Raw genomic sequence first — 26,431 nt, forward strand, 5'->3', positions numbered from 1 at the left:
AGCTTGCTCGCGAAGGCGGTGTGTCAGTCAACATGAGTGTCAACTGATCCACCGCCTTCGCGAGAAGCTCGCTCCCACAAAAGTAAGTGCTTGGTGTTCGACCTGCGATCAGCCGCGATGACGCCCGCGGAAGTAGTTGATCAAGCCCTGGGTCGAGGCATCTTCGGCCGGGTTTTCTTCACTGCCCACCAGACGGTTGTAGACGCCCTTGCCCAGTTCCTTGCCCAGCTCCACGCCCCATTGGTCGAAGGCGTTGATGCCCCAGATCACGCTCTGCACGAACACCTTGTGTTCATACAGCGCGACCAGTGCGCCGAGGCGACGTGGGCTGATGCGTTCGACCACTAGGGTGTTGCTCGGACGGTTGCCCGGGATCACCTTGTGAGAGGCCAGTTTCTGCACGTCTTCTTCGCTGGCGCCCTTGTCCCGCAGCTCGGCTTCGGCTTCGGCGCGGGTCTTGCCGAGCATCAGTGCCTGGCTCTGGGACAGGCAGTTGGCATACAGCCATTGGTGATGATCGGAAACCGGGTTGAAGCTGACGATCGGCACGATGAAGTCGGCCGGAATCAACTGGGTGCCCTGGTGCAGCAACTGGTGGTAAGCGTGCTGACCGTTGCAGCCGACGCCGCCCCAGATGACCGGGCCCGTGTCGGTCGACACCGGTGTACCGTCCTGGCGCACGCTCTTGCCGTTGGATTCCATGTCCAATTGCTGCAAATGCTTGGTGATGTTACGCAGGTAGTGGTCGTACGGCAGGATCGCATGGCTCTGCGCACCCCAGAAGTTGCCGTACCACACACCCAGCAGTGCCAGCAGCACCGGCATGTTCTGCTCGAACGGGGCGCTCTGGAAATGCTGGTCCATGGAATAGGCCCCGGAGAGCAATTCCTTGAAGTTCGACATGCCGATGGCCAGGGCGATTGGCAGGCCGATGGCCGACCACAGCGAGTAACGCCCGCCGACCCAGTCCCACATCGGGAAGATGTTCTCTTCACGGATGCCGAAAGCCACGGCGGCGGCATTGTTGCTCGACACGGCGATGAAGTGGCGATACAGCTCCGCTTCGGAGCCACCCTGGGCCAGGTACCAGGCGCGGGCGGCCTGGGCGTTCTTCAGGGTTTCGAGGGTGTTGAAGGATTTCGACGAGACGATGAACAGCGTGGTCTCGGCGCGCAGCTTCATGGTTAGCTCATGGAATTCGCTGCCGTCGATGTTTGCCAAGTAGTGGCAGCGAACGCCTTTTTGCGCGTAGGACAACAGCGCTTCGGACACCAGTTCCGGGCCGAGGAAAGAACCACCGATGCCGATGTTCACCACGTCGGTGATGGGCTTTTCGGTGTAGCCGCGCCACAGGCCGTCGTGAATGCGGCCCACCAGGTCGGTGATCTGGTTCAGAACTTTGTGCACGTCCGGCATCACGTTGACGCCGTTGACCAGCAACTTGTCGCCCACCGGCCGACGCAGGGCGGTGTGCAGGGCAGGGCGGTTTTCCGAGGCGTTGACGATTTCGCCTTCGAACAGCGACTTGATCGCGCCCTTGAGGTCGACTTCGTTGGCCAGGCCCACCAGCAGATCGCGGGTCTGGGCGTTGATCAGGTTTTTCGAGTAGTCGAGAAACAGGCCGCAGCTCGAGAGGGTGAATTGAGTGAAACGCTGCGGATCGGCATTGAACGCTTCGCGCATGCTGAAATCCTGCATGGCTTTGCGGTGGTCATTCAGCGCTTGCCAGGCTGGCAGAGCGGTCACGTCATGAGGGGTTCGGTAATACGCCATCGCTGCGGGTTTCCTTTTTACTTGAACGACCTTTTGTACACTAAAAATTCCGGCGCGGCTCGAGGTGGGCGTCCGGACACTGCATCGACACGATCGCCAGACGCAGGGCGAATACAGTAAACCTCGCGTTGCGATCTGTCTTGACTTTGTCAGACCGATTCCCGGTACTTTTTTATACAACTGGGCGGGAAAGGTCCGACAAACGGAAACGCAGATTGCTTACCGTGGGAGCGAACTTGCTCGCGATAGCGGTGTGTCCGTCGACATCTCTATCAACTGACCTATCGCTATCGCGAGCAAGCTGATCCCACAGGGGGGAATGGTGAAGCAGGTCGATTCGATCAGGCAACCTGGACCGGGATGGCATTGCTGGTGTGACTCAGTTCATTGCCTGGCGCCATGTACAGCATGCGGGGCTTGAAGTTGACCAGCTCGGCTTCGCTGTAGTGGGCGTAGGCGCAGATGATGACACGATCCCCCACCTTGGCCTTGTGCGCTGCGGCGCCGTTCACCGAGATCATCCGCGAACCTTCCTCGCCACGGATGGCGTAGGTAGTGAAGCGTTCGCCGTTGTCGACGTTGTAGATCTGGATCTGTTCGTATTCACGGATCCCTGACAGGTCCAGCCATTCACCATCGATGGCGCAGGAGCCTTCGTAGTCGAGCACCGCGTGAGTGACTTCGGCGCGATGCAGCTTGGCCTTGAGCATGATGGCGTGCATGAATTTTTCCTTTGGTCGGGTCCGAACGGCGGGCAGTCTGCCTGAAGGCTGCCGAGGCGGCAATAACACCGCAGGCCCCTTGTGGGAGTGAGCCTGCTCGCGACAGCGGTGGGTCAGTTGACCGATAGGCTGGCTGACGGATTGCTATCGCGAGCAAGCTCGCTCCCACAGGGTTTTGTGATGCTTAGGCGGGCGTGTCGAGATCCAGGTGCAGGTTGTCGATCAACCGCGTAGTGCCCAGGAAGGCCGCTACCAGAATCACCAGGTCACGGTCCTCGCTCAATGCCGGGCGCAAGGTCTTGGCGTGACGGATCTCCAGGTAATCGGAACGCAGGCCGGCCGCTTCGAGCTGCTTGAGCTGCTCGTCGATCAGCGCCGGGAAATCTCGTCGGCCCTGTTTGATGGCCTCGGCGATCTGGCTCAGGACGCGATAGACCACGGGCGCGACGGCACGTTGGTCCGGGCTGAGGAAGCCGTTGCGCGAGGACAGCGCCAGGCCGTCCTCGGCGCGCACGGTCGGTTCGCCGATGATCTGGATCGGCATGTTCAGGTCATGGACCAGTGCGCGAATCACCGCCAGTTGCTGGAAGTCCTTCTGGCCGAACACCGCCAGGTCGGGCTGGACCATGTTGAACAGTTTGCTGACCACCGTCGCCACGCCCTCGAAATGCCCCGGGCGGCTGGCGCCGCACAGGCCTTCGGACAATTGCGGGACGCTGACCCGGGTCTGCCCGGCCATGCCGTCGGGGTACATCTCTTCGACGCTGGGAGCGAACAACAGATGGCAGCCGGCCTGGAGCAGTTTCTCCTGGTCGGCCGCCAGGGTGCGGGGGTATTTGTCCAGGTCTTCGCCAGCACCGAATTGCAGTGGGTTGACGAAGATGCTCGCCACCACGAAGTCGGCCCGTTGCGCGGCCTTGGTGATCAGCGCCACGTGACCACTGTGCAGGTTGCCCATGGTCGGCACGAAGGCGATGCGTTTGCCTTCGCCGCGGGCACGGGCCACGGCGGCCCGCAGTTCGCGTACGGTTTTGACGGTATTCATGCAGAAAACCCGTGTTCGGCGCCCGGGAAGGTCACGGCCTTGACCTCAGCGACATAGGCACTCAGGGCGCCCTGGATAGACGTTTGCCCTGCCATGAAGTTTTTCACGAACTTGGGTGCGCGACCGGTGATCGACAGCCCGAGCATGTCGTGCAGCACCAGTACCTGGCCATCGGTGGCGTGGCCGGCGCCGATTCCGATCACCGGGATCTTCACCGCCTGGGTGATTTCTTCCGCCAGCTCGCTGGGCACGCATTCGAGCAGCAACATCGCCGCGCCAGCCTGCTCCAGTGCAATCGCATCGGCGCGCATCTGCCGCGCCTGGTTCTCATTGCGGCCCTGGACCTTATAGCCACCGAGGATGTTCACCGCTTGTGGGGTCAGGCCCAGGTGCGCGCACACCGGGATGCCTCGCTCGGCCAGCAGCCGAATCGAATCGGCCAGCCACAACGCGCCTTCGACCTTGACCATGTGGGCACCGGCCTGCATCAGCATGGCGCTGTTGGTCATGGTTTGTTCAAGGGTGGCATAGGCCATGAATGGCAGGTCGGCGAGAATCAGCGCATCGGTGTTACCGCGTTTGACGGCGGCCACATGGTAGGCCATCTCGGCGGTGGTCACCGGCAGCGTGCTGTCGTGACCTTGCAGCACCATGCCGAGGGAATCGCCCACCAGCAACACTTCGACACCAGCCTCATTGCAGGCGTGGGCGAAGGTTGCGTCATAGCAGGTCAGCATGGCGATTTTCTCACCTTTTTGCTTGAGACCTTGCAGCGTGGTCAGGGTAATAGCTGGCATGAAAAAGTCCTCATTAGGCGCTCTTGAGCTACTGCGAGTAACGCGCATGAATCGTCATCTATACAGGCGCACCCTCTATGTGTGGTGCTTGTAAGGCCTGGATTGCGCCCTTTAAACGCCGCGTTGGCGGCATCGGGACGCCTATAGTCGTGAGGAGCACTCGGGAAGTCAATTGGATGTGTTACCGCCGGGTGTTACCGGGGTTACTGATGCGTTTCAGCGTAGAGGCGTGTCTCGGATCTGACTGCCGGGTCCCTGATCCCGTGGGAACGAGCTTGCTCGCGATGGCGGTGTGTCAGTCACCCTGGATGCTGGATGTGCCGACGCTATCGCGAGCAAGCTCGCTCCCACAGGGGGGCTTTGTCAGATAGGCGGCAGGCGTTCCAGACCAACGAATGGGCACGCCGCGAGCAGATCCTTGAGCAAGCGCCCATCGGCCAGGCGCAGGTCGGCGGGTGCCAACTCGGCCAGTGGGTACAGCACGAAGGCTCGGGCCTGCATGTGGTAGTGAGGGACCTTGAGGCGAGACTCGTCGATCAGGCGATCGCCAAACAGCAGGATATCCAGGTCCAGGGTGCGTGGGCCCCAGCGTTCCAGGCGTTCGCGACCTTGTCCGGTTTCGATGGCTTGCAGCGCATCGAGCAGGTCCAGCGGTGCCAGGCGGCTGTCCAGCACCGCCACCGCATTGGTGTAGCGCGGCTGGCCGGGCAGCAGGGAATCGCTTTGATAAAACGCCGAGACCCCCACCAGTTGGGTATCGGGCAATTGCGCCAGCGCCTGGATGGCACTGCGCAATTGTTCGGCGGGTTCGGCCAGGTTGCTGCCCATGCCGATGTAGATGCGTTCCATCGATTACTCGCCCGATGCGCTCGGTACACCGGCACGCTTGCGCTTGGCACCGCTGCTGCGGCGGCGCTTGCGCGGGCCGCTGGCGCCGTCATCCTTGCCGCTGAGCTCGCGAATCATGTCGCGGCGCTCGCTGTCGTTGGCGTCCTGGTAATCGGTCCACCATTCACCCAGGCCATCGGTCTGCTCGCCCGCGCTTTCACGCAGCAGCAGGAAGTCGTAGCCGGCGCGGAAACGAGGGTTGTCCAGCAGCAGGTCGGCACGCTTGCCGCTGCGCCGTGGCAGGCGTTCCTGCATGTCCCAGATCTCGCGGATCGGCATCGTGAAGCGTTTTGGAATGGCGATGCGCTGGCACTGTTCGGCAATCAGCTCGTGGGCGGCTTCCTGCATCGCCGGGATCGGCGGCATGCCACGCTCTTGCAGGCGCAGCACCCGAGCCGGCAGGGCAGGCCAGAGCAAGGCGGCGAACAGGAACGCAGGCGTCACCGGCTTGTTCTGCTTGATGCGCAGGTCGGTGTTGATCAGTGCTTCGCTGATCAAGGTGTGGGTGTAGGTCGGGTTGTGCTCCAGGGCCTCGGCGCTGGCGGGGAACAGCGGATCGAACAACTGCAGGTCCACCAGCATCTCGAAGGTGTCTGCGGCGTTGCCCGACAGGAACAGCTTGAGCACTTCCTCGAACAGGCGCGCCGAAGGGATTTCCCGCAGCATCGGCGCCAGTTCACGAATCGGCAAGGCGCTGTGTTTTTCGATGCCGAAATCCAGCTTGGCGGCGAAACGCACGGCCCGCAGCATGCGCACAGGGTCTTCCTGATAGCGCTGCTTGGGGTCGCCGATCAGGCGGATCAGGCGATTGCGAATGTCGTGTACGCCGTTGGCGTAATCGAGGATGCGTTCGCTGACGGGATCGTAATACAGGGCGTTGATGGTGAAGTCGCGGCGTTGCGCGTCTTCTTCCAGAGTGCCGTAGACGTTATCGCGCAGGATGCGCCCGCTTTCGTTACGGGAAGACTGGTTGCTGTCTTCTTCTTCATCGTTTTGCGGGTGATTGGCGCGGAAGGTCGCCACTTCGATGATTTCGCGACCGAAGTGGATATGGACCAGTTTGAAGCGCCGGCCAATGATCCGCGCGTTGCGAAATTCGGCCCGTATCTGTTCCGGCGTGGCGCTGGTGGCGACGTCGAAATCCTTTGGGGTGATGTTGAGCAGCATGTCGCGCACGCAGCCACCGACCAGGTAAGCCTGGTAACCGGCGTTCTGCAAACGTTCGACGATGTTCACCGCATAACGGCTGAACTGGGCCTTTTGCAGTGAATGCTGGCCGCTGTTGAGCACTTCAGGCGTGCTGCGAATGTGTTGCGTACGACGCAAGGGAGAACGGAATGACTGGAACAGCTTCTTCAGCATGGGATGCACTGTTTGAAGGAATATTCGGCCAAAAACGAAGAATGGCCGCATGATGGGCCGAGATTCTAGCATTTAGTCGAGGGATGGTGTAGGACGGAGCGGTTTTGAGCTTCAAGCGACAAGCTTTGTAGGCTGCGGGGAGGCGGAACGACAGAAACCACAAGGGGAGCCGAAGCTCCCCCAGAATTAGTTACGTGCTCTGTTTTTATTATTGGTTTTGGGCTTCTTGTTTTTGTTGAGTGCCCGCGTCACGAGGTTTTCCCTTCGTGACCCTCCCAATCGGGAGCCAAGAGCAAACGGATTGCTTTGGTCGCTGTGTTGCAGTGATCAATCGATCCAACCAGTTCAGGCACCTGTCTTGAGACAGTTTTTATTGTTCTCGGCCTGGTTGTGGGGCAAGCCCCAAATACAACGCCTCTCCAAAAGAATCAGTTAGCTGCGCCTCTCGCCGTCTTGTTTTTATTGTGCGTGAGTCGATTCGTCTTATTTTTATTGTCTTTTGCATTGCTTGTTATTGTTCTTGTACCAAAGCTATAGCAGGGTGCGTGCCAACTTTTGCGAGGGCCAGCGAAACCGGGGGTTCCAGGGTTATAACCATTTTTCCGAGGCGAAAAAAAGCCGGGGTTTCGTTACCGTAAACCCCGGCTTCTGTTACGTGAAAAAGCTGAGGTAACAGTTTTTTCACATTCGGCGGTGTTACCCCCACACCTCAGCTTTCGCTGGTCGCTCCGGTCTTGCGCCGTGGAATCCCCAGGCGCTGGCGCCGTTCCCACAGGCACTTGCGGCTTACGCCCAGTTTGCGTGCCAGTTCGGTCTCGGTCATGTGGTCCTGGTGCTCCAGGACGAAGTGTTGGAAGTAGTCCTCCAGGGACAGGTCTTCGGTGGGCTCGTGGCTGGTGTTGTTGGCAGCGCCGCCCTGTTGCGGGGCCAGGCCGATGAATTCTTCGTCGTCCAGGTCGCTCAGTTCGATGTCGATGCCCAGCAGGTCGGCAGAGATTTCCGGGCTCTCGCACAGGATCACCGCCCGCTCGACCGCGTTTTCCAGCTCGCGAACGTTACCCGGCCAGGCGTAATGACGGATGGCCTGTTCGGCGTCCGGGGCGAACTTGAGATCGGTGCGGTTGACCCGCGCGCTCTGGCGAGCCAGGAATGCCTGGGCGATTTCATTGACGTCCGCGCCACGTTCGCGCAGGGCGGGCAGCTTCAAGGCGATCACGTGCAAGCGGTAATACAAGTCTTCGCGGAACTGGCCGATCTTCGCCAGGCTCTTGAGGTCACGGTGGGTGGCCGCGATCAGGCGGACATCGACCTTTTGCGACTGCACCGAGCCGACGCGGCGGATTTCGCCTTCCTGAAGCACCCGCAGCAACCGCGCCTGGGCTTCCAGTGGCAGTTCGCCGATTTCATCGAGGAACAGCGTGCCGCCGTCCGCCGCTTCCACCAAGCCTGCGCGCCCGGCGCTGGCGCCGGTGAACGCACCTTTTTCGTGGCCGAACAGTTCGGACTCGATCAGGCTTTCCGGGATCGCCGCGCAGTTCACCGAAATCATCGGTGCCTTGGCCCGGCGTGACAGGTTGTGCAGGGCCCGGGCTACCAGCTCCTTGCCGGTACCGGACTCGCCCTGGATCAGGACATTGGAGTCGGTCGGGGCCACTTTGCGGATCTTGCTGTACAGGTCCTGCATGGGCGGGCAGGAACCGATGATGCCAATTTCGCCATTATTGTTACTGGCGCCGGCTTTCGTCGAGGCACTGGCCTTGCCGGCGGGTTCCGCCGGGTTGCTGGTCGCCGCCTGTCGGTCGCGCAGGATGCGGGCCACGGCCTGGAGCATCTCATCGTGGTCGAACGGTTTGGCGATGTAGTCCACCGCACCCATTTTCATGGAGTCGACCGCCGAGCGCAGGCTGGCGTAACTGGTCATGATCAGCACGGGTGTGCCCTGGCCGAGCTTGATCAGCTCGGTACCCGGGGCGCCAGGCAGGCGCAGGTCGCTGACGATCAGGTCAAATGTTGGAATGCTGAAACGTTCTTGTGCTTCCTGCACTGAACCGGCTTCGCTGACCTGGTACTGATTGCGTTCCAGCAGGCGGCGCAAGGCGGAGCGGATAATTGTTTCGTCTTCGACGATCAAAATGTGCGGCATTGATTCGATTCTCTCGACGGTCTCAGTTCACAGCGGACGTCGCTTCGACATGACGCGGCAAGGTCACCCGGATACGGGTGCCGCGTTGGCTTTGTACATCGGCCGGGCTGTCGATGGTGATTTGTCCATAATGCTCTTCAACGATGGAATAGACCAGTGCGAGGCCCAGACCGGTGCCTTCGCCAGGATCCTTGGTGGTGAAGAAAGGTTCGAACAATCGGTCCATGATGTTCTGTGGGATACCGCTGCCTTCGTCTTCGACGATCAGGTCGACCGTGTGTTCGAAGGCTTCACTCTTGACCCGCACCGCGCTGCCGGCCGGTGAGGCGTCCCGCGCGTTGGATAGCAGGTTGATCAACACCTGGGCGAGCCGCTGGGGGTCGCCGTCGACCCAGTGATCCGGATCGCACAGGTTGAAAAACTGCACTTCGAAGTTGCGTCGGTTGAGCGCCAGCAGACCAATGGCATCCTGGGCGACTTCGGCCAGACAGACGGGCTCGTCATTGTGCTGGTGACCGCCGGCATGGGCGAAGCTCATCAGCGACTGGACGATCCGCGACACACGCTTGGTCTGTTCGAGGATCTGGCCGCTGATTTCCGTCAGTTCGCCGTCGTCCTCGCGTTCTTCGCGCAGGTTCTGCGCCAGGCAAGCGATGCCAGTGATCGGGTTGCCGATTTCGTGGGCCACCCCGGCGGCCAACCGGCCGATGCTTGCCAGTCGTTCGGAGTGGACCAGTTTGTCTTCGAGCATCTGGGTATCGGTCAGGTCTTCCACCAGCAGCACCAGGCCGCTGTTACCGGGTGCCAACGGCTCGTCGATCGCGGCCTTGTGCAGGTTCAGCCAACGGGTCTGGCCGTCGAGGGCCAGGTGCTGTTTGTGCAAGTGCTCGTCCGGCAGGTCGATGAAACCTTGCAATAAGCCTTTCCACGGCTCGCCCAGGGTGCTCAGGCGTGAACCGACCACGCGCTGGGCGGCGATCCCGGTGAGTTCTTCCATGGCTTTGTTCCACATCAGGATTTCCTGGTCCTTGGCCAGGGAACACACGCCCATTGGTAGTTCCTGCAGGGTCTGGCGATGGTAACGGCGCAAGGCGTCCAGTTCGGCGGCCAGGCCCGTGAGGCGCGAGTGGTAATCCTCGAGGCGGCTCTCGATGAAGTGGATGTCTTCGGTGACGTAGTTTTCGCCGCCGGCCTTGTAGGGCAGGAACGTCTCGACCATGTCCTGGGCCACGCTGGGGCCCATCAGGCCGGACAGGTTGGCTTCGATCCGGTCCCGCAGCCGACGCAGGGCATACGGGCGACGTTCATCGAAAGGCAGGTAGAGGTCTCGCAGGGCCTGTTCGACTTCCTTTTGCGCGGCCTTGGCGCCCAAGGGCTTGGCCAGTTGCGTGGCGAATTCCTGGGGCGAGGCGGCGTGCAGTTCGCGACGCTGCGGGCGGCGGACATTGTCCACCGCGCAAGCTTCGGCGGCGCTGGCCTCTTCGCTGCTGGCGTTGGTGAACAGCGAGATCAGGGTGAACATCAGCACGTTCGCCGCCAGGGAGGCGATGGCCGCCATATGCCAACTGGTGTCGTCGAGCACGTAGATCATGTTCAGCAGCGGAATATAGAAGCCCTGCAGGTTGCCCATCAGCGGCAACAGCATCGCGACCAGCCACACCAGGATCCCTGCCAGCAGGCCGGCGATGAAGCCGCGGCGGTTGGCAGTCGGCCAATACAGCACCGACAGTACCCCGGGCAGGAACTGCAAGGTGGCCACGAAGGCGACGATGCCCAGGTTGGCCAGGTCCTGCCCCTCGCCCAGCATCAGGTAGAAGCCGTAGCCGGCCATGATGATGGCGACGATCAGCGCCCGCCGTGTCCACTTCAGCCAGCGGTAGATATTGCCTTCGGCCGGTGGCTGGTAGAGCGGCAGCACCAGGTGGTTGAGGGCCATGCCCGACAATGCCAGCGTGGTGACGATGATCAAGCCGCTGGCCGCCGACAGGCCGCCGACATACGCCAGCAACGCCAGGGCCTTGCTGTTGGCGGCGATGCCGATGCCCAGGGTGAAATATTCCGGATTGGTACTGGCGCCCAGCTTCAAGCCGGCCCAGAGGATCAGCGGTACCGCCAGGCTCATCAGCAGCAGGAACAGCGGCAGGCCCCAACTGGCGCTGACCAGCGAGCGCGGGTTGAGGTTTTCGGTAAACGTCATGTGGTACATGTGCGGCATCACGATGGCCGATGCGAAGAACACCAGCAACAGCGTGCGCCATGGGCCTTCCTGCAACGGTGTGTGCAGGGCGGCGAGGGCCGTCTGGTTCTGCAACAGCCAAATTTCCAGCTGTTGCGGGCCATCGAACACGCCATACAGGGCATAGAGACCGACACCACCGATGGCGATCAGCTTGATCACCGATTCGAAAGCGATGGCGAACACCAGGCCTTCGTGTTTCTCCCGCGTGGCGATGTGTCGGGAACCGAAGAAAATCGTGAACAGGATGATCAGTACGCAGAAGCTCAGCGCCACCCGGTGCTGCACCGGCTCGCGGGTCAGGATGCTGATGGAGTCGGCCACGGCCTGGATCTGCAGGGCCAGCAGCGGCAATACCCCGACCAGCATGAAGATCGTGGTCAGCGCGCCGGCCCAGGTGCTGCGAAAACGAAAGGCGAACAGGTCGGCCAGCGACGACAGTTGGTAGGTGCGGGTGATTTTCAGGATCGGGTAGAGCAACACCGGCGCCAGCAGGAACGCCCCTGACACCCCCAGGTAACTGGAGAGGAAACCATAGCCGTACTGGTAGGCCAGCCCGACCGTGCCATAGAACGCCCATGCGCTGGCATAGACACCCAGCGACAGGGTGTAGGTCAGCGGGTGGCGGATGATCGCCCGGGGGATCATGCCTCGTTCGCTGATCCAGGCTACGCCGAACAGCACTGCCAGGTAGGCGGCGCTGATCAGGACCATCTGGGTCAGGCTAAAGCTCATCGGCATCTTTTTGGCTCTGCAGGATGAAGGTCACGACAATCAGGATCAGCCAGAGCAGATACGGCCGATACCAGGCACCCGTGGCATCGATCCACCAATCCATGATGGCCGGGGAGAACAGATAAATCCCCACTACCAGGAGCAGGACCAAGCGATAGATATACATCCCGGCCTCTCTAATTTATGCGCGTGCCCAAAAAACGTGCGGCGATGGTAACGGATGGGCGCCAAGCTGCAAGGGCCGTCAACGTATTTGCGCTTCGGGCAGGCTCAGTGTGCGCGGGATCTTGCCTGCATCCCAGTGGCGAATGCCCCAAGCCAGCAGTTCCCGTGGGCTGGCGTCGACCAGTTCGAGGCCCGGTTGCTGGCCCAGTGCGCGCAACGCCCGTAACAGCAATGGCGTGGCCTGATCGGCCGCCAGGGGCGGTGAGCGGTAGGATTTACCGAGCTTGTGCCCGTCGGGTTGGGTGATCAGCGGCACGTGCAGGTAACGCGGTTGCGGCAACCCGAGCAGTTCTTGCAGATAGAGCTGGCGCGGTGTGGAGTCCAGGAGGTCGGCGCCGCGCACGATATCGGTCACCCCTTGCCAGGCATCGTCCAGGACCACGGCCAATTGATAGGCGTAGAGCCCGTCGCGGCGGCGGATCACGAAGTCGCCGACCTCACGGCCCAGGTGCTGGCGGAACTCGCCCTGGACCCGGTCGGTGAAATGGTACTCAAGCTCGGGGACGCGCAGACGGATGGCGGCGTCCTCGGTGCCGTGCCCGGCATTGCGGCACAACCCTGGATAAATGCCCTGGTACGCTTCCAGTTGTTTGCGCGAACAGGTACAGGCGTAGGCCAGGCCTTGGCTGAACAATCGGTTGATGACCTGATCATAGGCGTCATGGCGTTCGCTCTGGCGAACCATCTCGCCGTCCCATTCGAACCCGTAGCTTTCCAGTGCCTTGAGAATCGCCGCTTGCGCGCCCGGTTCTTCCCGGGGCGGATCGAGGTCTTCCATGCGCAGCAACCAACGCCCGCCCATGGCGCGGGCATCCAGGTACGACGCCAGTGCGGCGACCAGTGAGCCGAAGTGCAAGTGGCCGCTGGGGGTGGGGGCGAAGCGTCCGATGTAGGCAGTCATAGGGCGAATGTTACTGGGTCCGGGCGGTGGGCATGCAATCTCGACAACAAAGCATATCCCCTGTGGGAGCGAGCAGGTTTTTCAGACTTGGAGAAAATATCGGAAACAAAAAACGGAGCGTATGAACGCTCCGTTTCGGTGACAGCGCCGGCGATTACTTGCCGACCTGTTTTTCCTTGATTTCCGCCAGGGTCTTGCAGTCGATGCACAGATCGGCCGTCGGGCGGGCTTCCAGGCGGCGAATGCCGATCTCGATGCCGCAGGACTCGCACCAACCGTATTCTTCGTCTTCGATTAGCTGCAGGGTCTTGTCGATTTTCTTGATGAGCTTGCGCTCGCGATCACGGGCACGCAGCTCGAGGCTGAACTCTTCTTCCTGGCTGGCACGGTCGGCCGGGTCGGGGAAGTTGGCCGCTTCGTCTTTCATGTGATCCACGGTGCGGTCGACTTCCTGCATCAAATCCTGTTTCCACTTGTTCAGGATCTTGGTGAAGTGCGCGCGCATGGGGGCGCCCATGTACTCTTCGCCAGCTTGCGGGACGTAAGGCTCAAACCCGCTGAGCGACTGATTTTGATTTTGCTTTGCTTGGGTGGGCATGAATGGACCGCCTCTACTCTTGTAATCCACTACGCAGGATTGCTCCATCACCGACACCTGCCGGCCCTGCGGCTGCAAGCGGGCGAACTTACCAGATCAAATCGGGCCGCGCTACTCCCGGTTGTCGAGCCTGCGGCGGCCGGGGCTTGTAAAACATGGCCGGGTTCGCTTCGGTGGGGATTTAAACCTGCTCAATGCTTGATTCTAGTCAAGCCTGGGCCAATCGCGGGAGTCATTTCCTGCAATCCACGGGCTCAGACCATTTGTGGTTCGCACCTGTTCCCGCAGTTGTTTCTGACTTGGCTGGAGAGTTGGGTAGAATCGGTTCTTTTTTCCCCTGAAGGAAGGCCAATGGCTCAGCCCTACAGTGCGCGCAGCCGCGCCATCGAACCTTTCCATGTGATGGCGTTGCTGGCCCGTGCCAACGAACTGCAGGCCGCCGGGCATGACGTCATCCACCTGGAGATCGGCGAGCCGGACTTCACCACCGCCGAGCCAATCATCCAGGCTGGCCAGGCCGCGCTGGCGGCTGGCAAGACCCGTTACACCGCGGCCCGTGGCATTCCAGAACTGCGCGAGGCCATCGCCGGTTTCTACGGCCAGCGTTATGGGGTGGAGATTGACCCCCGGCGCATCCTCGTGACCCCGGGCGGGTCCGGCGCGTTGCTGCTGGCCAGCGCTTTGCTGGTGGACCCAGGCAAGCATTGGCTGCTGGCCGACCCCGGTTATCCGTGCAACCGTCATTTCCTGCGCCTGGTCGAAGGGGCGGCGCAATTGGTGCCGGTGGGGCCCGAGGTGCGTTACCAATTGACGCCAGACCTGGTGAACCGCCATTGGGACCAGGACAGCGTCGGTGCGTTGGTGGCCTCACCGGCCAACCCGACCGGGACGATTCTCACCCGGGACGAATTGGCTGGGCTATCCAAGGTCATCAAGGGCCATAACGGCCATCTGGTGGTGGACGAGATCTATCATGGCCTGACCTACGGCACCGACGCCGCCAGCGTGCTGGAAGTCGATGACGATGCCTTTGTCCTTAACAGTTTTTCCAAGTATTTCGGCATGACCGGCTGGCGACTTGGCTGGCTGGTGGCCCCTTCGGCGGCTGTCGGCGAGCTGGAAAAGCTCGCGCAGAACCTCTACATCAGTGCGCCGAGCATGGCCCAGTACGCCGCCCTGGCCTGTTTCGAGCCGGCGACCATCGAGATCTTCGAGCAGCGGCGGGCCGAGTTTGCGCGGCGCCGTGACTTTCTACTGCCGGCCTTGCGTGAATTGGGCTTCGGTATTGCGGTGGAGCCGGAAGGGGCGTTTTACCTCTATGCCGACATCAGTGCGTTCGGCGGCGATGCCTTTGCGTTCTGCCAGCACTTCCTGGAAACCGAACACGTGGCCTTCACGCCGGGCCTGGATTTCGGTCGCCATCAGGCCGGTCACCACGTGCGCTTCGCCTACACCCAGAGCCTGCCGCGGCTGGAGGAAGCGGTGGCACGAATCGAACGTGGACTACGGAGCTGGCAAGGCTGATGCAATTTTCCCCTGCGTTGGAAGAAGGTCGCCTGATTCGACGTTACAAGCGTTTTCTCGCCGATATCGAGACCGTTCATGGCGAACTGCTCACTATTCACTGCCCTAACACCGGCTCGATGCTCAATTGCATGGCTGAAGGCGCGCGTGTCTGGTTCAGTCGCTCCAGCGATCCCAAGCGCAAGTTGCCCGGCACCTGGGAAATTGGCGAAACCCCTCAAGGGCGGCTTGCCTGCATCAATACCGCGCGGGCCAACGCGTTGATCGAAGAAGCCTTGCGCGCCGGGGTCATCAGCGAACTGAACGGGTTTACCGGGCTCAAGCGTGAAGTGGCTTATGGGGTGGAAAACAGCCGTATCGATTTTCGCCTGGACTACGACCACGGCTCGGCCTGGGTCGAAGTCAAAAGTGTCACGCTGGGGTTCGATGGCACGAATGTGGCGGCGTTTCCCGATGCGGTGACCCTGCGCGGGGCCAAGCACCTGAGGGAGCTCGCCTGCCTGGCCCGGGACGGTGTGCGGGCGGTGCAGTTGTATTGTGTGAACCTGAGCGGCATCGAAGCGGTGCGCCCGGCACAGGAAATCGACCCGGTATACGCCGCTGCGCTGCGTGATGCGGTGGCGGCGGGTGTGGAGGTGCTGGCCTACGGGGTCACGCTGACGCCCGAGCAGATGTGGGTGGATCGCGGGTTGCCGGTGCTGCTAGAGCTCGACCCAGATGCCTTGCTCGTCCTCCCGGCTGTCTAGGGCAGCGAGGAACTGACCGGCGCAGGGGCCCGCCACGCATTCGCCGCTTTCTATCAGGAACAGCGCGCCGTGGGTGGCGCACTGGATCAGGCTGGCGCTGGGGTCGAGGAACTGGTCCGGTTGCCATTCCAGTGGCACGCCCCGGTGCGGGCAGCGGTTGAGATAGGCATAGACCTGGCCGGCGCGTCGCACGGCCAGTACTTTGCGCCCATCGAGGTCGAAACCGCGACTGCCGTTGTCGGGCAGTTCGACGGCGGTACAAAGAAACTTCATGTGTGTCTCTATATGTCTGACGGAGTGAGACTCTGTGGGAGCGAGCTTGCTCGCTCCCACATGGGCTTCATGTAGCAAAAGATCCGCCCTTGACGGTCAAATGAAAACAATTATCAAATGGCGCCTCCTTCGCAGGTGATTGAGGATACTTGGCCCGGCCCGGTCCTGCGAAAAACTTCTTTGAGGAAGCTGCCCGATGCGCCTGAACATCCGCGTTGTTGCGCTCTGTGTTGCACTGTTGGTCAACCAGGGGACCAGCGCGGCTGAATCGCCGCAACGTTGGGTCAGCGCCGGCGGCGCCGTGTCGGAGTGGGTCAGTGTGCTGGGGGGCGAGTCGAAACTGGTGGGTGTGGACACCACCAGCCAGCATCCTGAATCCTTGCGAGCCTTGCCCAGTGTTGGCTATCAGCGACAGCTGTCGGCGGAGGGCGTGCTGAGCCTGCGTCCGCAGATCCTGGTGGGCACCGAGGAAATGGGGCCACCGCCCGTGTTGGCGCAAATTCGCAGCGCCGGTGTGCAGGTCGAACTGTTCTCGGCCACACCAGACTTGCCGGCCCTGCAGGGCAATCTGCGGCACCTGGGACAGTTGCTGGGGGCTGAGGCCGAGGCGGCGCGGTTGTTCGACCTTTATCAAAAGCAACTCATTCAGCAACAGGCCCGGGTGGCCGAGGCCCAGCGCAAGCAAAAGGCCCCTGGTGTATTGCTGTTGGTGGGCAGTTCCGGCGGCAAGCCACTGGTCGCCGGTAAGGGGACTTCGGCTGATTGGCTGTTACAGCAGGCCGGCGGTCATAACTTGGCGACCCACAGCGGCTACAAGTCTTTTTCCGTGGAAACCCTGGCCAGCCTGAATCCGCAAGTGCTGGTCTTTGCTGACCGTGCCTTGAGCGGTGAAGAAGCGCGTGTGGCGCTGTTCAGGGAAAACCCGATTCTTTCCTCGACCCAGGCCGCCAGGGATGGGCGCGTCATTGAGCTTGATCCGACGCTGTTGGTAGGCGGATTGGGCCCGCGGTTGCCACAAAGCCTGGTGATACTGACGGCGGGCTTCTATCCGGCTGCGTCGGCCACGGCGCCATGACCTCGTTGGTCAAGCCACGCACCTTGTTCATTGGCCTGGGCCTGCTGTGTCTGCTGGCAACCTGGCTGTCCCTGGCCCTGGGGCCGGTGAGCTTGCCGTTGCTCGACACCTTGCGCGCCGCCCTGCGCCTGCTGGGCTTGCCGGTGGCGGCCGATGGCCTGGAGCAGGCCGAACTGATCCTCGGCCAGATCCGTTTGCCACGTACCTTGCTGGGGGTGGCGGTGGGCGGGGTGTTGGCGTTGTCCGGTGTGGCGATGCAAGGACTGTTTCGCAACCCACTGGCGGACCCGGGGTTGGTGGGCGTGTCCAGCGGTGCGGCACTGGGTGCCGCGTTCGCCATTGTCGGTGGCTCGGCGCTGGGTGGGTTGCCCGAAGCCTTTGGTCCCTACGTGTTGTCGTTGTGTGCATTCCTTGGCGGGCTCGGCGTTACGGCGCTGGTCTATCGTTTCGGGCGACGCAACGGCCAGACCCATGTCGCGACGATGCTCCTGGCCGGTATTGCCCTGACCGCGCTATCCGGTTCGGCCGTCGGTCTGTTCACCTACCTGGCGGATGACGCGACCCTGCGCACCCTGACGTTCTGGAACCTGGGCAGTCTCAACGGCGCCAGCTATGCGCGGTTGTGGCCGCTGTTGCTGGTCAGTGCCGCAGTGGCGCTCTGGCTGCCACGCAGGGCCAGGGCACTCAATGCGCTGTTGCTAGGGGAGTCCGAGGCTGCCCACCTGGGCGTTAACGTCGAAAGCCTCAAGCGTGAACTGGTGTTTTGTACGGCCTTGGGGGTTGGCGCGGCGGTGGCGGCTGCGGGCATGATCGGCTTCGTCGGGCTGGTAGTGCCGCATCTGGTGCGGCTGGTGGCCGGCCCCGATCACCGTGTGTTGCTGCCTGCTTCGGTGTTGGCGGGCGCAAGCCTGCTATTGTTCGCCGATCTGGTGGCGCGCCTGGCACTGGCCCCTGCGGAATTGCCGATCGGCATTGTCACGGCCTTCATCGGCGCGCCGTTCTTCCTTTATCTATTGGTGCGAGGGCGCGCCTGATGCTGCGAGCGCAGAACCTGCACATTCAACGTGGCCGCAAGACGGTGCTGGCGGACGTCGATCTCGCGCTCAACCCTGGTGAAGTACTCGGAGTGCTTGGGCCCAACGGCGCAGGTAAAAGTACTTTGCTGGCGGGCCTGTGCGGCGAACTGCGCCCGGCCCAGGGGCAGGTCTGGCTCGATGATCGGCCACTGGCCCAGTGGCAGGGGGCGGAGCGCGCCCGGCGCCTGGCAGTCTTGCCGCAGTCCTCGACCCTGGATTTCGCCTTCCGTGTCGAGGAAGTCGTCGGCATGGGGCGCCTGCCGCACCAGAGTGGTCGAGTGCGCGACGAGCAAATCGTCGCCTCGGCGCTGCAAGTGGCAGACGCTGCGCATCTGCACGGTCGCAGTTACCTGGCGTTGTCCGGCGGCGAACGTCAGCGGGTGCATCTGGCGCGGGTGTTGGTGCAGTTGTGGCCAGGTGAAACGGGGCAAACCCTGTTGCTGGATGAGCCGACCTCGATGCTCGATCCGCTGCATCAGCACACCATCCTCCAGGCGGTACGTGAGTTCGCCAGTCGCGGCGTTGCCGTGTTGGTGATCCTGCATGACCTGAACCTGGCGGCGCGTTACTGTGATCGCCTGTTGCTGCTCGCGTCCGGTCGGCCAGTGGCCCTGGACACGCCCCGGCACGTGCTGCGCCCGGAACCGCTCAAGGCGGTGTTTGGCCTGGACGTGCTGGTGCAAGACCATCCGGAGCGCGGGCATCCATTGATCATTGCCCGCTGAGGGCGCCCTGGAGGATATGGACGTGCGCCTGCTTCTGATTCTGGCATTGAGTGTACTGACGGCGTGTCAGAGCATCGCACCGCCTCCACTCGGCGGACGAATCCGTGATTTGCACAATGGCCAGGCCGTGACACCCCAGGTATTGGTCGAACGCTTGGCAATGGCGCCTCGGATGGTGGTGGGGGAGCGGCACGACAATCGCGATCACCACGCACTGCAGGTCTGGCTGCTCCAGGCCCTGGCCGGGCAGCGGGCCCAGGGCAGCCTGTTGCTGGAAATGCTCACCCCCGCCCAGCAACCACGTGTTGATTCGGTCCGCCAGTTACCCACCTTGCCGAAAGACCTGCCCGGCGCACTGGACTGGTCGCCGGGCTGGGATTGGAGCTTGTATGGCCCCGTCGTCGAGTTTGCCCTGGCGCAACGTTATCCGTTGCTGGCCGCCAATCTGGACGCCGCCGAGATCCAGCGTTTCTATCGACAAGCCCCCAGCTTGATGGGCACTCGCTCCAATGCAGCCACTGTGAAGGATGAGTTGTTGGGGCAAATCCGTGAATCCCACTGCGGTTTGCTGCCCGAGTCGCAAATGCCGGCGATGCTGGCCGTGCAGCAGCAGCGTGACCGGCGCATGGCCGAACGCTTGTTGCAAGCGCCGACACCGGCACTGTTGTTCGCCGGTGCCTGGCATGCGCGCAAGGATGTTGGTGTGCCGATGCATGCGTTGGATCTTGGCGCCAGTGAGGCACCCATCGTCTTGATGCTGGCCGAGGAGGGCAGCGAGGTGACGTCGGCCATGGCGGATTACGTGTGGTACACGCCGGCCGTGCCGCCACAGGATTACTGCGCGCAGATGCGCGAGCACGCCGGGAAGTGATTTTCTACAGGCAAAAAAAGACCCGGCAAAAGCCGGGTCAAATAACCGTGATTAGCCTGATGAGGAGATATCTGAGAGTCCGAACCAAGGGCTGTTCAAATATCGACCAGTCTCGCGACCGGATGTGCTAATCATAGCGATTCTCATTACCATGTCAAACATTGTTTTACGATTCACCGAAATAACCGCGCGACCAGGGTTCGCGCTGGAAACGAAAGGGGCGTCAGGTCTTATGGCGCATTGAAATGGCGTCCAGCTGTTTATTCAGGGCTTCTTTGCGCTCGGCGGGGATGTCATTCCAATGCACATCCATCAACGCGCCCTCGATGGCGTACAGCAACACCTTGGAGGCCCGGAAGCCCCGAGTGCGTACGGCGCGATAGGCGTCCACCGCGCCAAGCCGGCGTAGATCCGAGGCACTGTGAATGCCCACGGCGTGCAGCCACTGGGCTGATGTCTTGCCCAGATTTTTCAGATGTTGCAGTTCATCATTCATCGAGCCTCCTTGCGAATGGCCGATTGGTGCAGTGGGCAAGCTTCTGAGCAGTGTAGCGGTCAGTAGGAAAAGCGTGATTGTTTGGTCGGATTCGACGCAAAAGCTTCTAATGCATTACGCACGATGGGGTGGGAAAAGGCTGCAAACTACATGCTCCAGCGCAAGCGGGGGCGCTGGAGGTCCGTTTCAGTCTGTGGCAGTTCCGCTTGCTGGCCGACCCGCTTCAAACAGGTTCAGCGAGTGCGGTAGCGCAACCGGGTGCCGAAGTTCATCGACATCAGGATCTCGTCCGCAGACAGCTCTGGCGGGAAGTAGGCGCCGGATATCTGCGCATGGGCCAGGCTCGCGCCTTCCAGTGACGACTTGCGAAAATCGATGCCGCGCAAATCGGCGGAGCGGAAATAGGCATCGCTGAAGTCAATGTCGTCCGCGTTCAGCTCCCGCAGATCAAGCCCTCGAAAATCGCCGCCGCGCATGTCGACCGGACCTTGTGGGCGTTCGCTGTTGAACCCGGCGATATCATCTTTGCGCAGCAAGGCATAAAGCGGGGTAGTGAGAAGTTTGGGAAGGCTCATTTCATATCACCTGTTGGTTTTATGACGCCAGTATAGTGCCACTATTTGGCGGCCGTGAAGCCGGACATCGCTTCACGGCCGAAATAGTGATCTAGAGGCCTGGCAGGCGCTGGCGGATCTGCGCGACCACGACGTCGAGCGTACCGCTTTCGTTGGTTTGGACCCGTTTGCTGCAGAGAATTTCCGCCGGGGTCAGGGCTTCACGGCTGGCCTGTTGGGCGGCAATGACCGCCAGATTCGCATCGGAGGGGTCTTTCTGGTCGGCCTGACGTTGTGCCAGGCGACTTTCGATGACCGCTTGCGGCGCATTGCAGTCGAGGATCAGGAACGGAGCACCGGTGGCTTCGGCGATTTTCGCTGCTGCGTCGCGTTGATCGCGCTTGAGGTAAGTGGCATCGATCACCACCGGGAATCCGGCGCGCAGGATCACCGCGGCGATTTCATGCAGGCGGGCGTAGGTAGCGCTGCTGGCGTCGCTGCTGTAAATGCCGGCCTGTGGATCGTTGGGTACTTGTTGCTGGCCGAACAGCCGCTTGCGCTCCACGTCCGAGCGCAGGCGAATGGCGCCCAGCGCCTCTACCAGGCGCATCGCGACATGGCTTTTGCCGACGGCCGAAACACCGTGGGTGATGGCCAGGAAAGGCGAAGGAATGGTGCTGTAGCTTTCGGCCAGGTTGGCGTAGTTGCGGTACTGGCGCAGGGTGGTGGCGCGCTGTACCGGATCGGCTTCGGCCGGCATGCTGAACAGCGCGACTTTGGCCCGGACCAGGGCACGATAGGCTTTATAGAAGTTCAGCAGCTCCAGGCCCTGGTAGTCACCGGTCAGTTCCAGGTACTGGCTGACGAAGCGCCGTGCCAGCGATTTCAGACCGCGGTCCTCCAGGTCCATCGCCAGGAACGCGGTGTCGGCATAGACGTCGGTGAAGCGGAACGGCTCGTTGAACTCGATGCAGTCGAAAATCACCACCTTGCCGTCGATCACGGTGGCGTTGCCCAGGTGGATATCACCGTGGCATTCGCGGATGAAGCCTTCGGCCTTGCGTTGGGTGAACAGCGGCTTGAGGCGTTCGAAACTGCTTTCGGCCCAGGCTTGCAGGGCTTCGAGTTGCAACAGGTCGGCCTTGTCGTTGAGGAACGGGCGGATCTGTTCAAAGTTCTGCAGCACCGGTGCCATCACGCTTTGCGGGGTGCCGGCGTCGTTTTCGGCGGGCACCCTGGGCGTGGCGAGGTGGAATTGGGCGATCTGCGCGGCCATCTCGTCGATGTGCGCGGTGGTCAGTTCGCCGTTGGCTTGCAGCGTGCTGAGCAGCTCGCTCTGCGGGAACTGACGCATCTTCAGGGCGTACTCGATGGCCGGGCCGTCGCCACCCAGCTGCGGCGCTTCGGCGTTGCCGGTAATTGGCAGGACGTCCAGGTACAGGTCCTGGGTCAGGCGCTGGTTGAGGCGCAACTCCTCACCACAGAAGTGCTTGCGCGCCTCGAGGCTGGTGAAGTCGAGGAAGCCGAAGTTGACCGGTTTTTTGAATTTGTAGGCGTATGGCCCAGTGAGCAATACCCAGGAAATGTGGGTCTCGATGACCTGGAACCCTTCGACGGGATGCGGGTAGAGGGCCGGGTTTTGCAGGGCAGCGATCAGGGATTGGCTCACGGGCGGTCCTTCATAGACTGGAAAAATTCAGGCCGTCATTATGGCCGCAAGCCGCGCTAACGCAAACCGCGTGGAGGGCTCATGTTGAACCCCGACAAAGTGCGTATAATCCGCCGCCATGACTCGTACCCGATCCCCCCGTACCCCCAAGAAACCACCCGCCAGCCGCCTGCGGCCCTGGCTGGGCTGGGCCCTTAAACTCAGCCTGGTGGGCCTCGTCGTGCTCGCCGGTTTTGCGGTCTATCTCGATGCCGTGGTCCAGGAGAAGTTCTCCGGCAAGCGCTGGACCATTCCGGCGAAGGTCTATGCCCGGCCGTTGGAGCTGTTCGTCGGACAAAAGCTGAGCAAGGATGATTTTCTGACCGAGCTCGATGCCTTGGGTTATCGCCGTGAAAGCGTGGCCAATGGTCCGGGCGCGGCCTCGGTCAATGGCAATACCATCGACCTCAATACCCGTGGCTTCCAGTTCTATGAGGGCATGGAGCAGGCACAACCGGTGCGGGTGCGTTTTTCCGGCGATTATGTCGCTGCGCTGACCGGCGCCAATAACGCAAGCCTGTCGGTGGTGCGTCTTGAGCCGCTGCTCATTGGTGGCCTGTACCCCAAGAACCTCGAAGACCGGATCCTGATCAAGATCGACCAGGTGCCGCCGTTCCTGCTCGATACGCTGATCGCCGTCGAAGACCGCGACTTCTACCATCACTTCGGCGTCTCGCCCAAGTCGATTGCCCGGGCCGTCTGGGTCAATACCTCCTCGGGCCACATGCGCCAGGGCGGTAGCACGCTGACCCAACAGTTGGTCAAGAACTTCTACCTGACCAACGAACGCAGCCTGACCCGCAAGCTCACCGAAGCCATGATGGCGTTGTTGCTGGAGCTGCACTACGACAAGCAGGAGATCCTGGAGGCGTACCTCAACGAGGTATTTATCGGCCAGGACGGTCAACGGGCGGTGCACGGTTTCGGCCTCGCCAGCCAGTTCTTCTTCAGCCAGCCGCTGTCCGAGCTCAAGTTGCATCAGGTGGCGTTGTTGGTGGGCATGGTCAAGGGACCGTCTTCCTATAACCCGCGTCGTAATCCGGAACGCGCCCTCGAGCGGCGCAACCTGGTGCTCGACCTGCTGCAACAACAGGGTGTGGCGACGGCCGAGCAAGTCGAAGCGGCGAAAAAGATGCCGTTAGGCGTGACCAAGCGTGGCAGCCTGGCAGACAGTTCGTTCCCCGGTTTCATGGACCTGGTCAAGCGTCAACTGCGGGAAGACTACCGCGACGAAGACTTGACCGAAGAAGGCCTGCGTATCTTCACCAGTTTCGACCCGATCCTGCAGATGAAGGCCGAAGCCTCGGTCGAGGACACCTTCAAGCGACTGGGTGGGCGCAAGGGCGCCGACGAAGTCGAAGCGGCCATGGTGGTGACCAACCCGGAAACCGGCGAAGTCCAGGCCATGATCGGCAGCCGGCAGGCCAGTTTCGCCGGTTTCAACCGGGCGCTGGATGCGGTGCGCCCGATTGGCTCGCTGATCAAGCCGGCGGTGTACCTCACCGCCCTGGAAAAGCCGAGCCAATACACGTTGACCAGCTGGCTGTCGGACGAGACGTTCTCGGTCAAGGGGGCCGATGGCCAGGTCTGGAAACCGCAGAACTATGATCGACGCTCCCACGGCACGGTGTTCCTGTACCAGGGGCTGGCGCATTCCTACAACCTGTCGACGGCTCGCCTCGGACTTGAGGTCGGCGTCCCGAACGTACTCAAGACCTTGGCGCGCCTGGGGGTGAGTCGCGAATTCCCGGCGTTCCCGTCGATGTTGTTGGGGGCCGGTGGCCTTACGCCGATCGAAGTGGCGGCCATGTACCAGACGCTGGCCAACGGTGGTTTCAATACGCCGATGCGCGGGATCCGCAGTGTGCTGACCGCCGATGGCGAGCCGCTCAAGCGTTATCCGTTCCAGATTCAGCAGCGTTTCGATCCGGCCTCCATTTACCTGATCCAGAGCGCGATGCAGCGGGTCATGCGTGAAGGCACCGGCAGTTCGGTCTATAACGTGCTGCCCCGGACCCTGACCCTGGCGGGCAAGACCGGTACCAGTAACGACTCGCGCGACAGTTGGTTCGCCGGCTTCAGCCAGGACCTGCTGGCGGTGGTCTGGCTCGGACGTGATGACAACGGCAAGACCCCATTCACCGGTGCCACTGGCGCGCTGCAGGTCTGGACCAGTTTCATGCGCAAGGCCGACCCGCTGCCGCTGGACATGCCGCAACCGGACAACATCGTCCAGGCGTGGGTCGATTCGCGCACGGGGCAAGGCTCCGATGCCAATTGCCCGGGCGCTGTGCAGATGCCGTATATTCGCGGCAGCGAACCGCCACCTGGTGCTGCCTGTGGCGGCACGAATCCCGCCGAATCGGTGATGGATTGGGTCAAGGACTGGATGAATTAAGCAAAGAGGGTTTCAAGTGAACAAGTGGTTGATTCCAGCGGTAACAGCCGTGGCTTTGCTCAGTGGTTGTTCTACCGTACAACGTGGTTCGATTCCGGTCGTTGACTCCGGCACCGCTGTTTCCAACAGTGAGCGGGTCTCGGCCAACGGCGGTTTCCGTCAGACGACAGTGAAGCGGCCGGTGCAGGGCCAGGTCCAGGCAATCCCGCAGGGCGACACCGGTGTCGTCGTGATGGTGCCAGGTGGCGGCGCGACGACCTCGGCGCCGATCAGCAGCACGCCGATCACGCCGGGCCCGATCACCCCCGGGCCAATCGAAACCTCGCCGATCGATCAGGGCAGCTACAGCATGCCTTCGACGCCGAGCAGCATTCCGTCGGCAGGAGCCGGTGGTCTGTCCGCCGATGAGCAGCTCGACGGTCCGGTCCTGGCCCTGCTGACCACCGCGCAACAGCAACAGGCCGGCGGTGACCTCAACGGTGCGTCTTCCAGCCTGGAGCGCGCCCAGCGTGTCGCGCCGCGCGAACCCCAGGTGCTTTATCGCCTGGCCCAGGTGCGCATGGCCCAGGGCGACGCACCGCAAGCCGAACAGCTGGCCCGTCGTGGCCTGACATTCTCCAGTGGTCGTCCGGCACTTCAGGCCAGCCTGTGGGAATTGATCGCCCAGGCCCGTGAGAAACAGGGCGATTCCGCTGGCGCGGCATTGGCCCGTCAGAAGGCCAAGGTTTCGCTCTGATGGATACGCGTTTTCCTCGGATCGCCGATCAGTTGCTGTTGATCGAGCGGGAACTGCGGGTCCAGGGCTGGTGGAGCGATGTGTCGCCTTCGGCGCAGGCGCTGGCCAGCGTCGAGCCGTTCGCGGTCGACACCCTGGACTTCGAGCAATGGCTGCAATGGATCTTCCTGCCCAGGATGAAAACTATCCTGGAAAACGACCTGCCGCTGCCCAACGCCTCGGGCATCCTTGCCATGGCCGAGATGGTCTATGCCCAGCGGCCAGGGCAGGGCATCGAGTTGCAGCGGCTGCTGGCGCAGTTCGATCAGTTGATCAGCAACGCCGGCTGACCGGCGTTACTGACAGTTCTCCTCGATTTGCTTGCGGGTCTCGTCGATCCGCAGGCGCCGTTCCTCATCGGTGAGGCGGCGCATTTCCCCCTCCACGTCTTCACGTACCCTGGGATTGTTCTGCAATTGCGCCAGGTTGGTCCGCGCCTGTTCGCAGAACGCCTTTAGTTGGGCTTCCTGCTCGGCAATCTGTTTCTTGACCTGTTGGTCGATGGCCTTTTGGTCGCCAATGACTCCGCCAGACGGCGGTGCCGCCGGTTTGGCGGGCGGCGGGGCGGACTTGATCACCGTCGTGGCCTCCGTGCCTTCCGGCGGCTGGGCGCCGAAGTGGGTAACGCCCTGGGCGTCCACCCATTTGTAGACCTGGCCGGCCATGCACATCGGGCTCAGGCCAACCAGCAGGCTGGCCGTCAAGAAGATCATTCGCATGCTGTTTCCTTGTCATGGGTTGCGCAATTGAAGCTAACACAGTTGCCGTTTAAAGGTTTTTTCTTG

Annotated in this window: 25 protein-coding genes; 9 read left to right on the forward strand and 16 right to left on the reverse strand. The window is 61.9% G+C overall.

The genetic code is table 11. From position 1 onward, the window contains the following. Nucleotides 1–108 precede the first annotated feature (108 nt). The 11 genes from pgi to dksA form a co-directional block, all read right to left on the reverse strand. Nucleotides 109–1,773 (reverse strand): glucose-6-phosphate isomerase, encoded by a 1,665-nt coding sequence (pgi, locus tag BLT00_RS28865; RefSeq protein WP_092150443.1) that lies wholly within the window; start codon nt 1,771–1,773, stop codon nt 109–111. Nucleotides 1,774–2,114: 341 nt separating this feature from the next. Further along, nucleotides 2,115–2,495, reverse strand: a complete 381-nt coding sequence (gene panD / locus BLT00_RS28870) for an aspartate 1-decarboxylase (protein ID WP_007963888.1) — start codon at nt 2,493–2,495, stop codon at nt 2,115–2,117. A 184-nt stretch (nt 2,496–2,679) separates the two neighbouring features. Beyond that, nucleotides 2,680–3,540 (reverse strand): pantoate--beta-alanine ligase, encoded by an 861-nt coding sequence (gene panC, locus BLT00_RS28875; RefSeq protein WP_092150446.1) that lies wholly within the window; start codon nt 3,538–3,540, stop codon nt 2,680–2,682. Beyond that, the gene (gene panB, locus BLT00_RS28880; protein WP_063324340.1) at nt 3,537–4,337 is read right to left on the reverse strand and encodes a 3-methyl-2-oxobutanoate hydroxymethyltransferase; all 801 of its coding nucleotides are present in this window, start codon (nt 4,335–4,337) and stop codon (nt 3,537–3,539) included. The genes panC and panB overlap by 4 nt, the downstream gene beginning before the upstream one ends. Before the next feature lie 363 nt (nt 4,338–4,700). After that, nucleotides 4,701–5,186, reverse strand: a complete 486-nt coding sequence (folK, locus tag BLT00_RS28885; RefSeq protein WP_092150449.1) for a 2-amino-4-hydroxy-6-hydroxymethyldihydropteridine diphosphokinase — start codon at nt 5,184–5,186, stop codon at nt 4,701–4,703. Between the two features lie 3 nt (nt 5,187–5,189). Beyond that, nucleotides 5,190–6,587: a polynucleotide adenylyltransferase PcnB gene (locus BLT00_RS28890; protein WP_057450877.1), complete on the reverse strand. Its 1,398-nt coding sequence runs from the start codon at nt 6,585–6,587 to the stop codon at nt 5,190–5,192. Nucleotides 6,588–7,296: 709 nt separating this feature from the next. Next, nucleotides 7,297–8,730, reverse strand: a complete 1,434-nt coding sequence (locus tag BLT00_RS28895) for a sigma-54-dependent transcriptional regulator (RefSeq protein WP_063324342.1) — start codon at nt 8,728–8,730, stop codon at nt 7,297–7,299. A 22-nt stretch (nt 8,731–8,752) separates the two neighbouring features. Next, entirely contained in the window at nt 8,753–11,707 is a 2,955-nt protein-coding gene (locus BLT00_RS28900; protein WP_161951744.1) for a sensor histidine kinase, read from the reverse strand. Further along, on the reverse strand, nt 11,691–11,867 hold the full coding sequence (locus tag BLT00_RS28905; RefSeq protein ID WP_003176118.1) for a hypothetical protein: 177 nt from the start codon (nt 11,865–11,867) through the stop codon (nt 11,691–11,693). The genes BLT00_RS28900 and BLT00_RS28905 overlap by 17 nt, the downstream gene beginning before the upstream one ends. Before the next feature lie 78 nt (nt 11,868–11,945). Further along, the gene (gluQRS, locus tag BLT00_RS28910; protein ID WP_063324344.1) at nt 11,946–12,827 is read right to left on the reverse strand and encodes a tRNA glutamyl-Q(34) synthetase GluQRS; all 882 of its coding nucleotides are present in this window, start codon (nt 12,825–12,827) and stop codon (nt 11,946–11,948) included. 154 nt (nt 12,828–12,981) lie between these two features. Beyond that, on the reverse strand, nt 12,982–13,425 hold the full coding sequence (gene dksA, locus BLT00_RS28915; RefSeq protein ID WP_003205639.1) for an RNA polymerase-binding protein DksA: 444 nt from the start codon (nt 13,423–13,425) through the stop codon (nt 12,982–12,984). A 351-nt stretch (nt 13,426–13,776) separates the two neighbouring features. Here dksA and BLT00_RS28920 point away from each other — a divergent pair, with 351 nt between their 5' ends. Both BLT00_RS28920 and sfsA read left to right on the forward strand, forming a co-directional pair. Continuing rightward, a complete protein-coding gene (locus tag BLT00_RS28920; RefSeq protein WP_063324345.1) occupies nt 13,777–14,949 on the forward strand; it encodes a pyridoxal phosphate-dependent aminotransferase in 1,173 nt (390 codons plus the stop codon). Then, nucleotides 14,949–15,695, forward strand: a complete 747-nt coding sequence (sfsA, locus tag BLT00_RS28925) for a DNA/RNA nuclease SfsA (RefSeq protein WP_063324346.1) — start codon at nt 14,949–14,951, stop codon at nt 15,693–15,695. The genes BLT00_RS28920 and sfsA overlap by 1 nt, the downstream gene beginning before the upstream one ends. Here sfsA and BLT00_RS28930 read toward each other — a convergent pair. Next, complete coding sequence (locus tag BLT00_RS28930) at nt 15,651–15,968, reverse strand: Rieske (2Fe-2S) protein (protein ID WP_092150452.1); 318 nt, start codon at nt 15,966–15,968, stop codon at nt 15,651–15,653. The two genes, sfsA and BLT00_RS28930, sit on opposite strands and share 45 nt — an antisense overlap. 196 nt (nt 15,969–16,164) lie before the next feature. Here BLT00_RS28930 and BLT00_RS28935 point away from each other — a divergent pair, with 196 nt between their 5' ends. The 4 genes from BLT00_RS28935 to BLT00_RS28950 are packed head-to-tail and all read left to right on the forward strand — an operon-like array spanning nt 16,165 to nt 19,715. Then, nucleotides 16,165–17,043, forward strand: a complete 879-nt coding sequence (locus BLT00_RS28935) for a heme/hemin ABC transporter substrate-binding protein (protein ID WP_092150455.1) — start codon at nt 16,165–16,167, stop codon at nt 17,041–17,043. A gap of 50 nt (nt 17,044–17,093) precedes the next feature. Further along, entirely contained in the window at nt 17,094–18,077 is a 984-nt protein-coding gene (locus BLT00_RS28940; protein ID WP_175456261.1) for a FecCD family ABC transporter permease, read from the forward strand. Next, a complete protein-coding gene (locus BLT00_RS28945; RefSeq protein ID WP_092150461.1) occupies nt 18,077–18,844 on the forward strand; it encodes a heme ABC transporter ATP-binding protein in 768 nt (255 codons plus the stop codon). The genes BLT00_RS28940 and BLT00_RS28945 overlap by 1 nt, the downstream gene beginning before the upstream one ends. A gap of 16 nt (nt 18,845–18,860) precedes the next feature. Then, a complete protein-coding gene (locus BLT00_RS28950) occupies nt 18,861–19,715 on the forward strand; it encodes a ChaN family lipoprotein (protein WP_092150464.1) in 855 nt (284 codons plus the stop codon). 223 nt (nt 19,716–19,938) lie between these two features. Here BLT00_RS28950 and BLT00_RS28955 read toward each other — a convergent pair whose 3' ends face one another. The 3 genes from BLT00_RS28955 to BLT00_RS28965 all read right to left on the reverse strand — a co-directional run bounded on the left by BLT00_RS28955 (nt 19,939) and on the right by BLT00_RS28965 (nt 22,434). Continuing rightward, nucleotides 19,939–20,211 carry a TfoX/Sxy family protein gene (locus tag BLT00_RS28955; protein WP_063324352.1) on the reverse strand — a complete coding sequence of 91 codons (273 nt, stop codon included), beginning with the start codon at nt 20,209–20,211 and terminating at the stop codon, nt 19,939–19,941. A gap of 233 nt (nt 20,212–20,444) precedes the next feature. Next, nucleotides 20,445–20,786: a pentapeptide repeat-containing protein gene (locus BLT00_RS28960; protein ID WP_092150467.1), complete on the reverse strand. Its 342-nt coding sequence runs from the start codon at nt 20,784–20,786 to the stop codon at nt 20,445–20,447. Nucleotides 20,787–20,877: 91 nt separating this feature from the next. Then, nucleotides 20,878–22,434 carry a bifunctional aminoglycoside phosphotransferase/ATP-binding protein gene (locus BLT00_RS28965; protein WP_092150470.1) on the reverse strand — a complete coding sequence of 519 codons (1,557 nt, stop codon included), beginning with the start codon at nt 22,432–22,434 and terminating at the stop codon, nt 20,878–20,880. Between the two features lie 118 nt (nt 22,435–22,552). Here BLT00_RS28965 and mrcB point away from each other — a divergent pair, with 118 nt between their 5' ends. From mrcB to BLT00_RS28980, 3 genes are read left to right on the forward strand one after another with little or no spacing between them, the layout of a single operon-like run. Continuing rightward, entirely contained in the window at nt 22,553–24,871 is a 2,319-nt protein-coding gene (mrcB, locus tag BLT00_RS28970; protein WP_092150473.1) for a penicillin-binding protein 1B, read from the forward strand. A 16-nt stretch (nt 24,872–24,887) separates the two neighbouring features. Beyond that, complete coding sequence (locus tag BLT00_RS28975; protein WP_063324356.1) at nt 24,888–25,607, forward strand: tetratricopeptide repeat protein; 720 nt, start codon at nt 24,888–24,890, stop codon at nt 25,605–25,607. Next, the gene (locus BLT00_RS28980; protein WP_072346057.1) at nt 25,607–25,936 is read left to right on the forward strand and encodes a YqcC family protein; all 330 of its coding nucleotides are present in this window, start codon (nt 25,607–25,609) and stop codon (nt 25,934–25,936) included. Before BLT00_RS28975 ends, BLT00_RS28980 begins: the two co-directional genes overlap by 1 nt. Before the next feature lie 6 nt (nt 25,937–25,942). On the opposite strand, the gene BLT00_RS28985 is transcribed toward BLT00_RS28980, so the two are convergent. Beyond that, nucleotides 25,943–26,365 carry a DUF4124 domain-containing protein gene (locus tag BLT00_RS28985; protein WP_024618735.1) on the reverse strand — a complete coding sequence of 141 codons (423 nt, stop codon included), beginning with the start codon at nt 26,363–26,365 and terminating at the stop codon, nt 25,943–25,945. Nucleotides 26,366–26,431: the final 66 nt, after the last annotated feature.

Source organism: Pseudomonas sp. NFACC51 (assembly GCF_900103575.1).
In the GTDB taxonomy this organism is placed as follows: domain Bacteria; phylum Pseudomonadota; class Gammaproteobacteria; order Pseudomonadales; family Pseudomonadaceae; genus Aquipseudomonas; species Aquipseudomonas fluorescens_Q.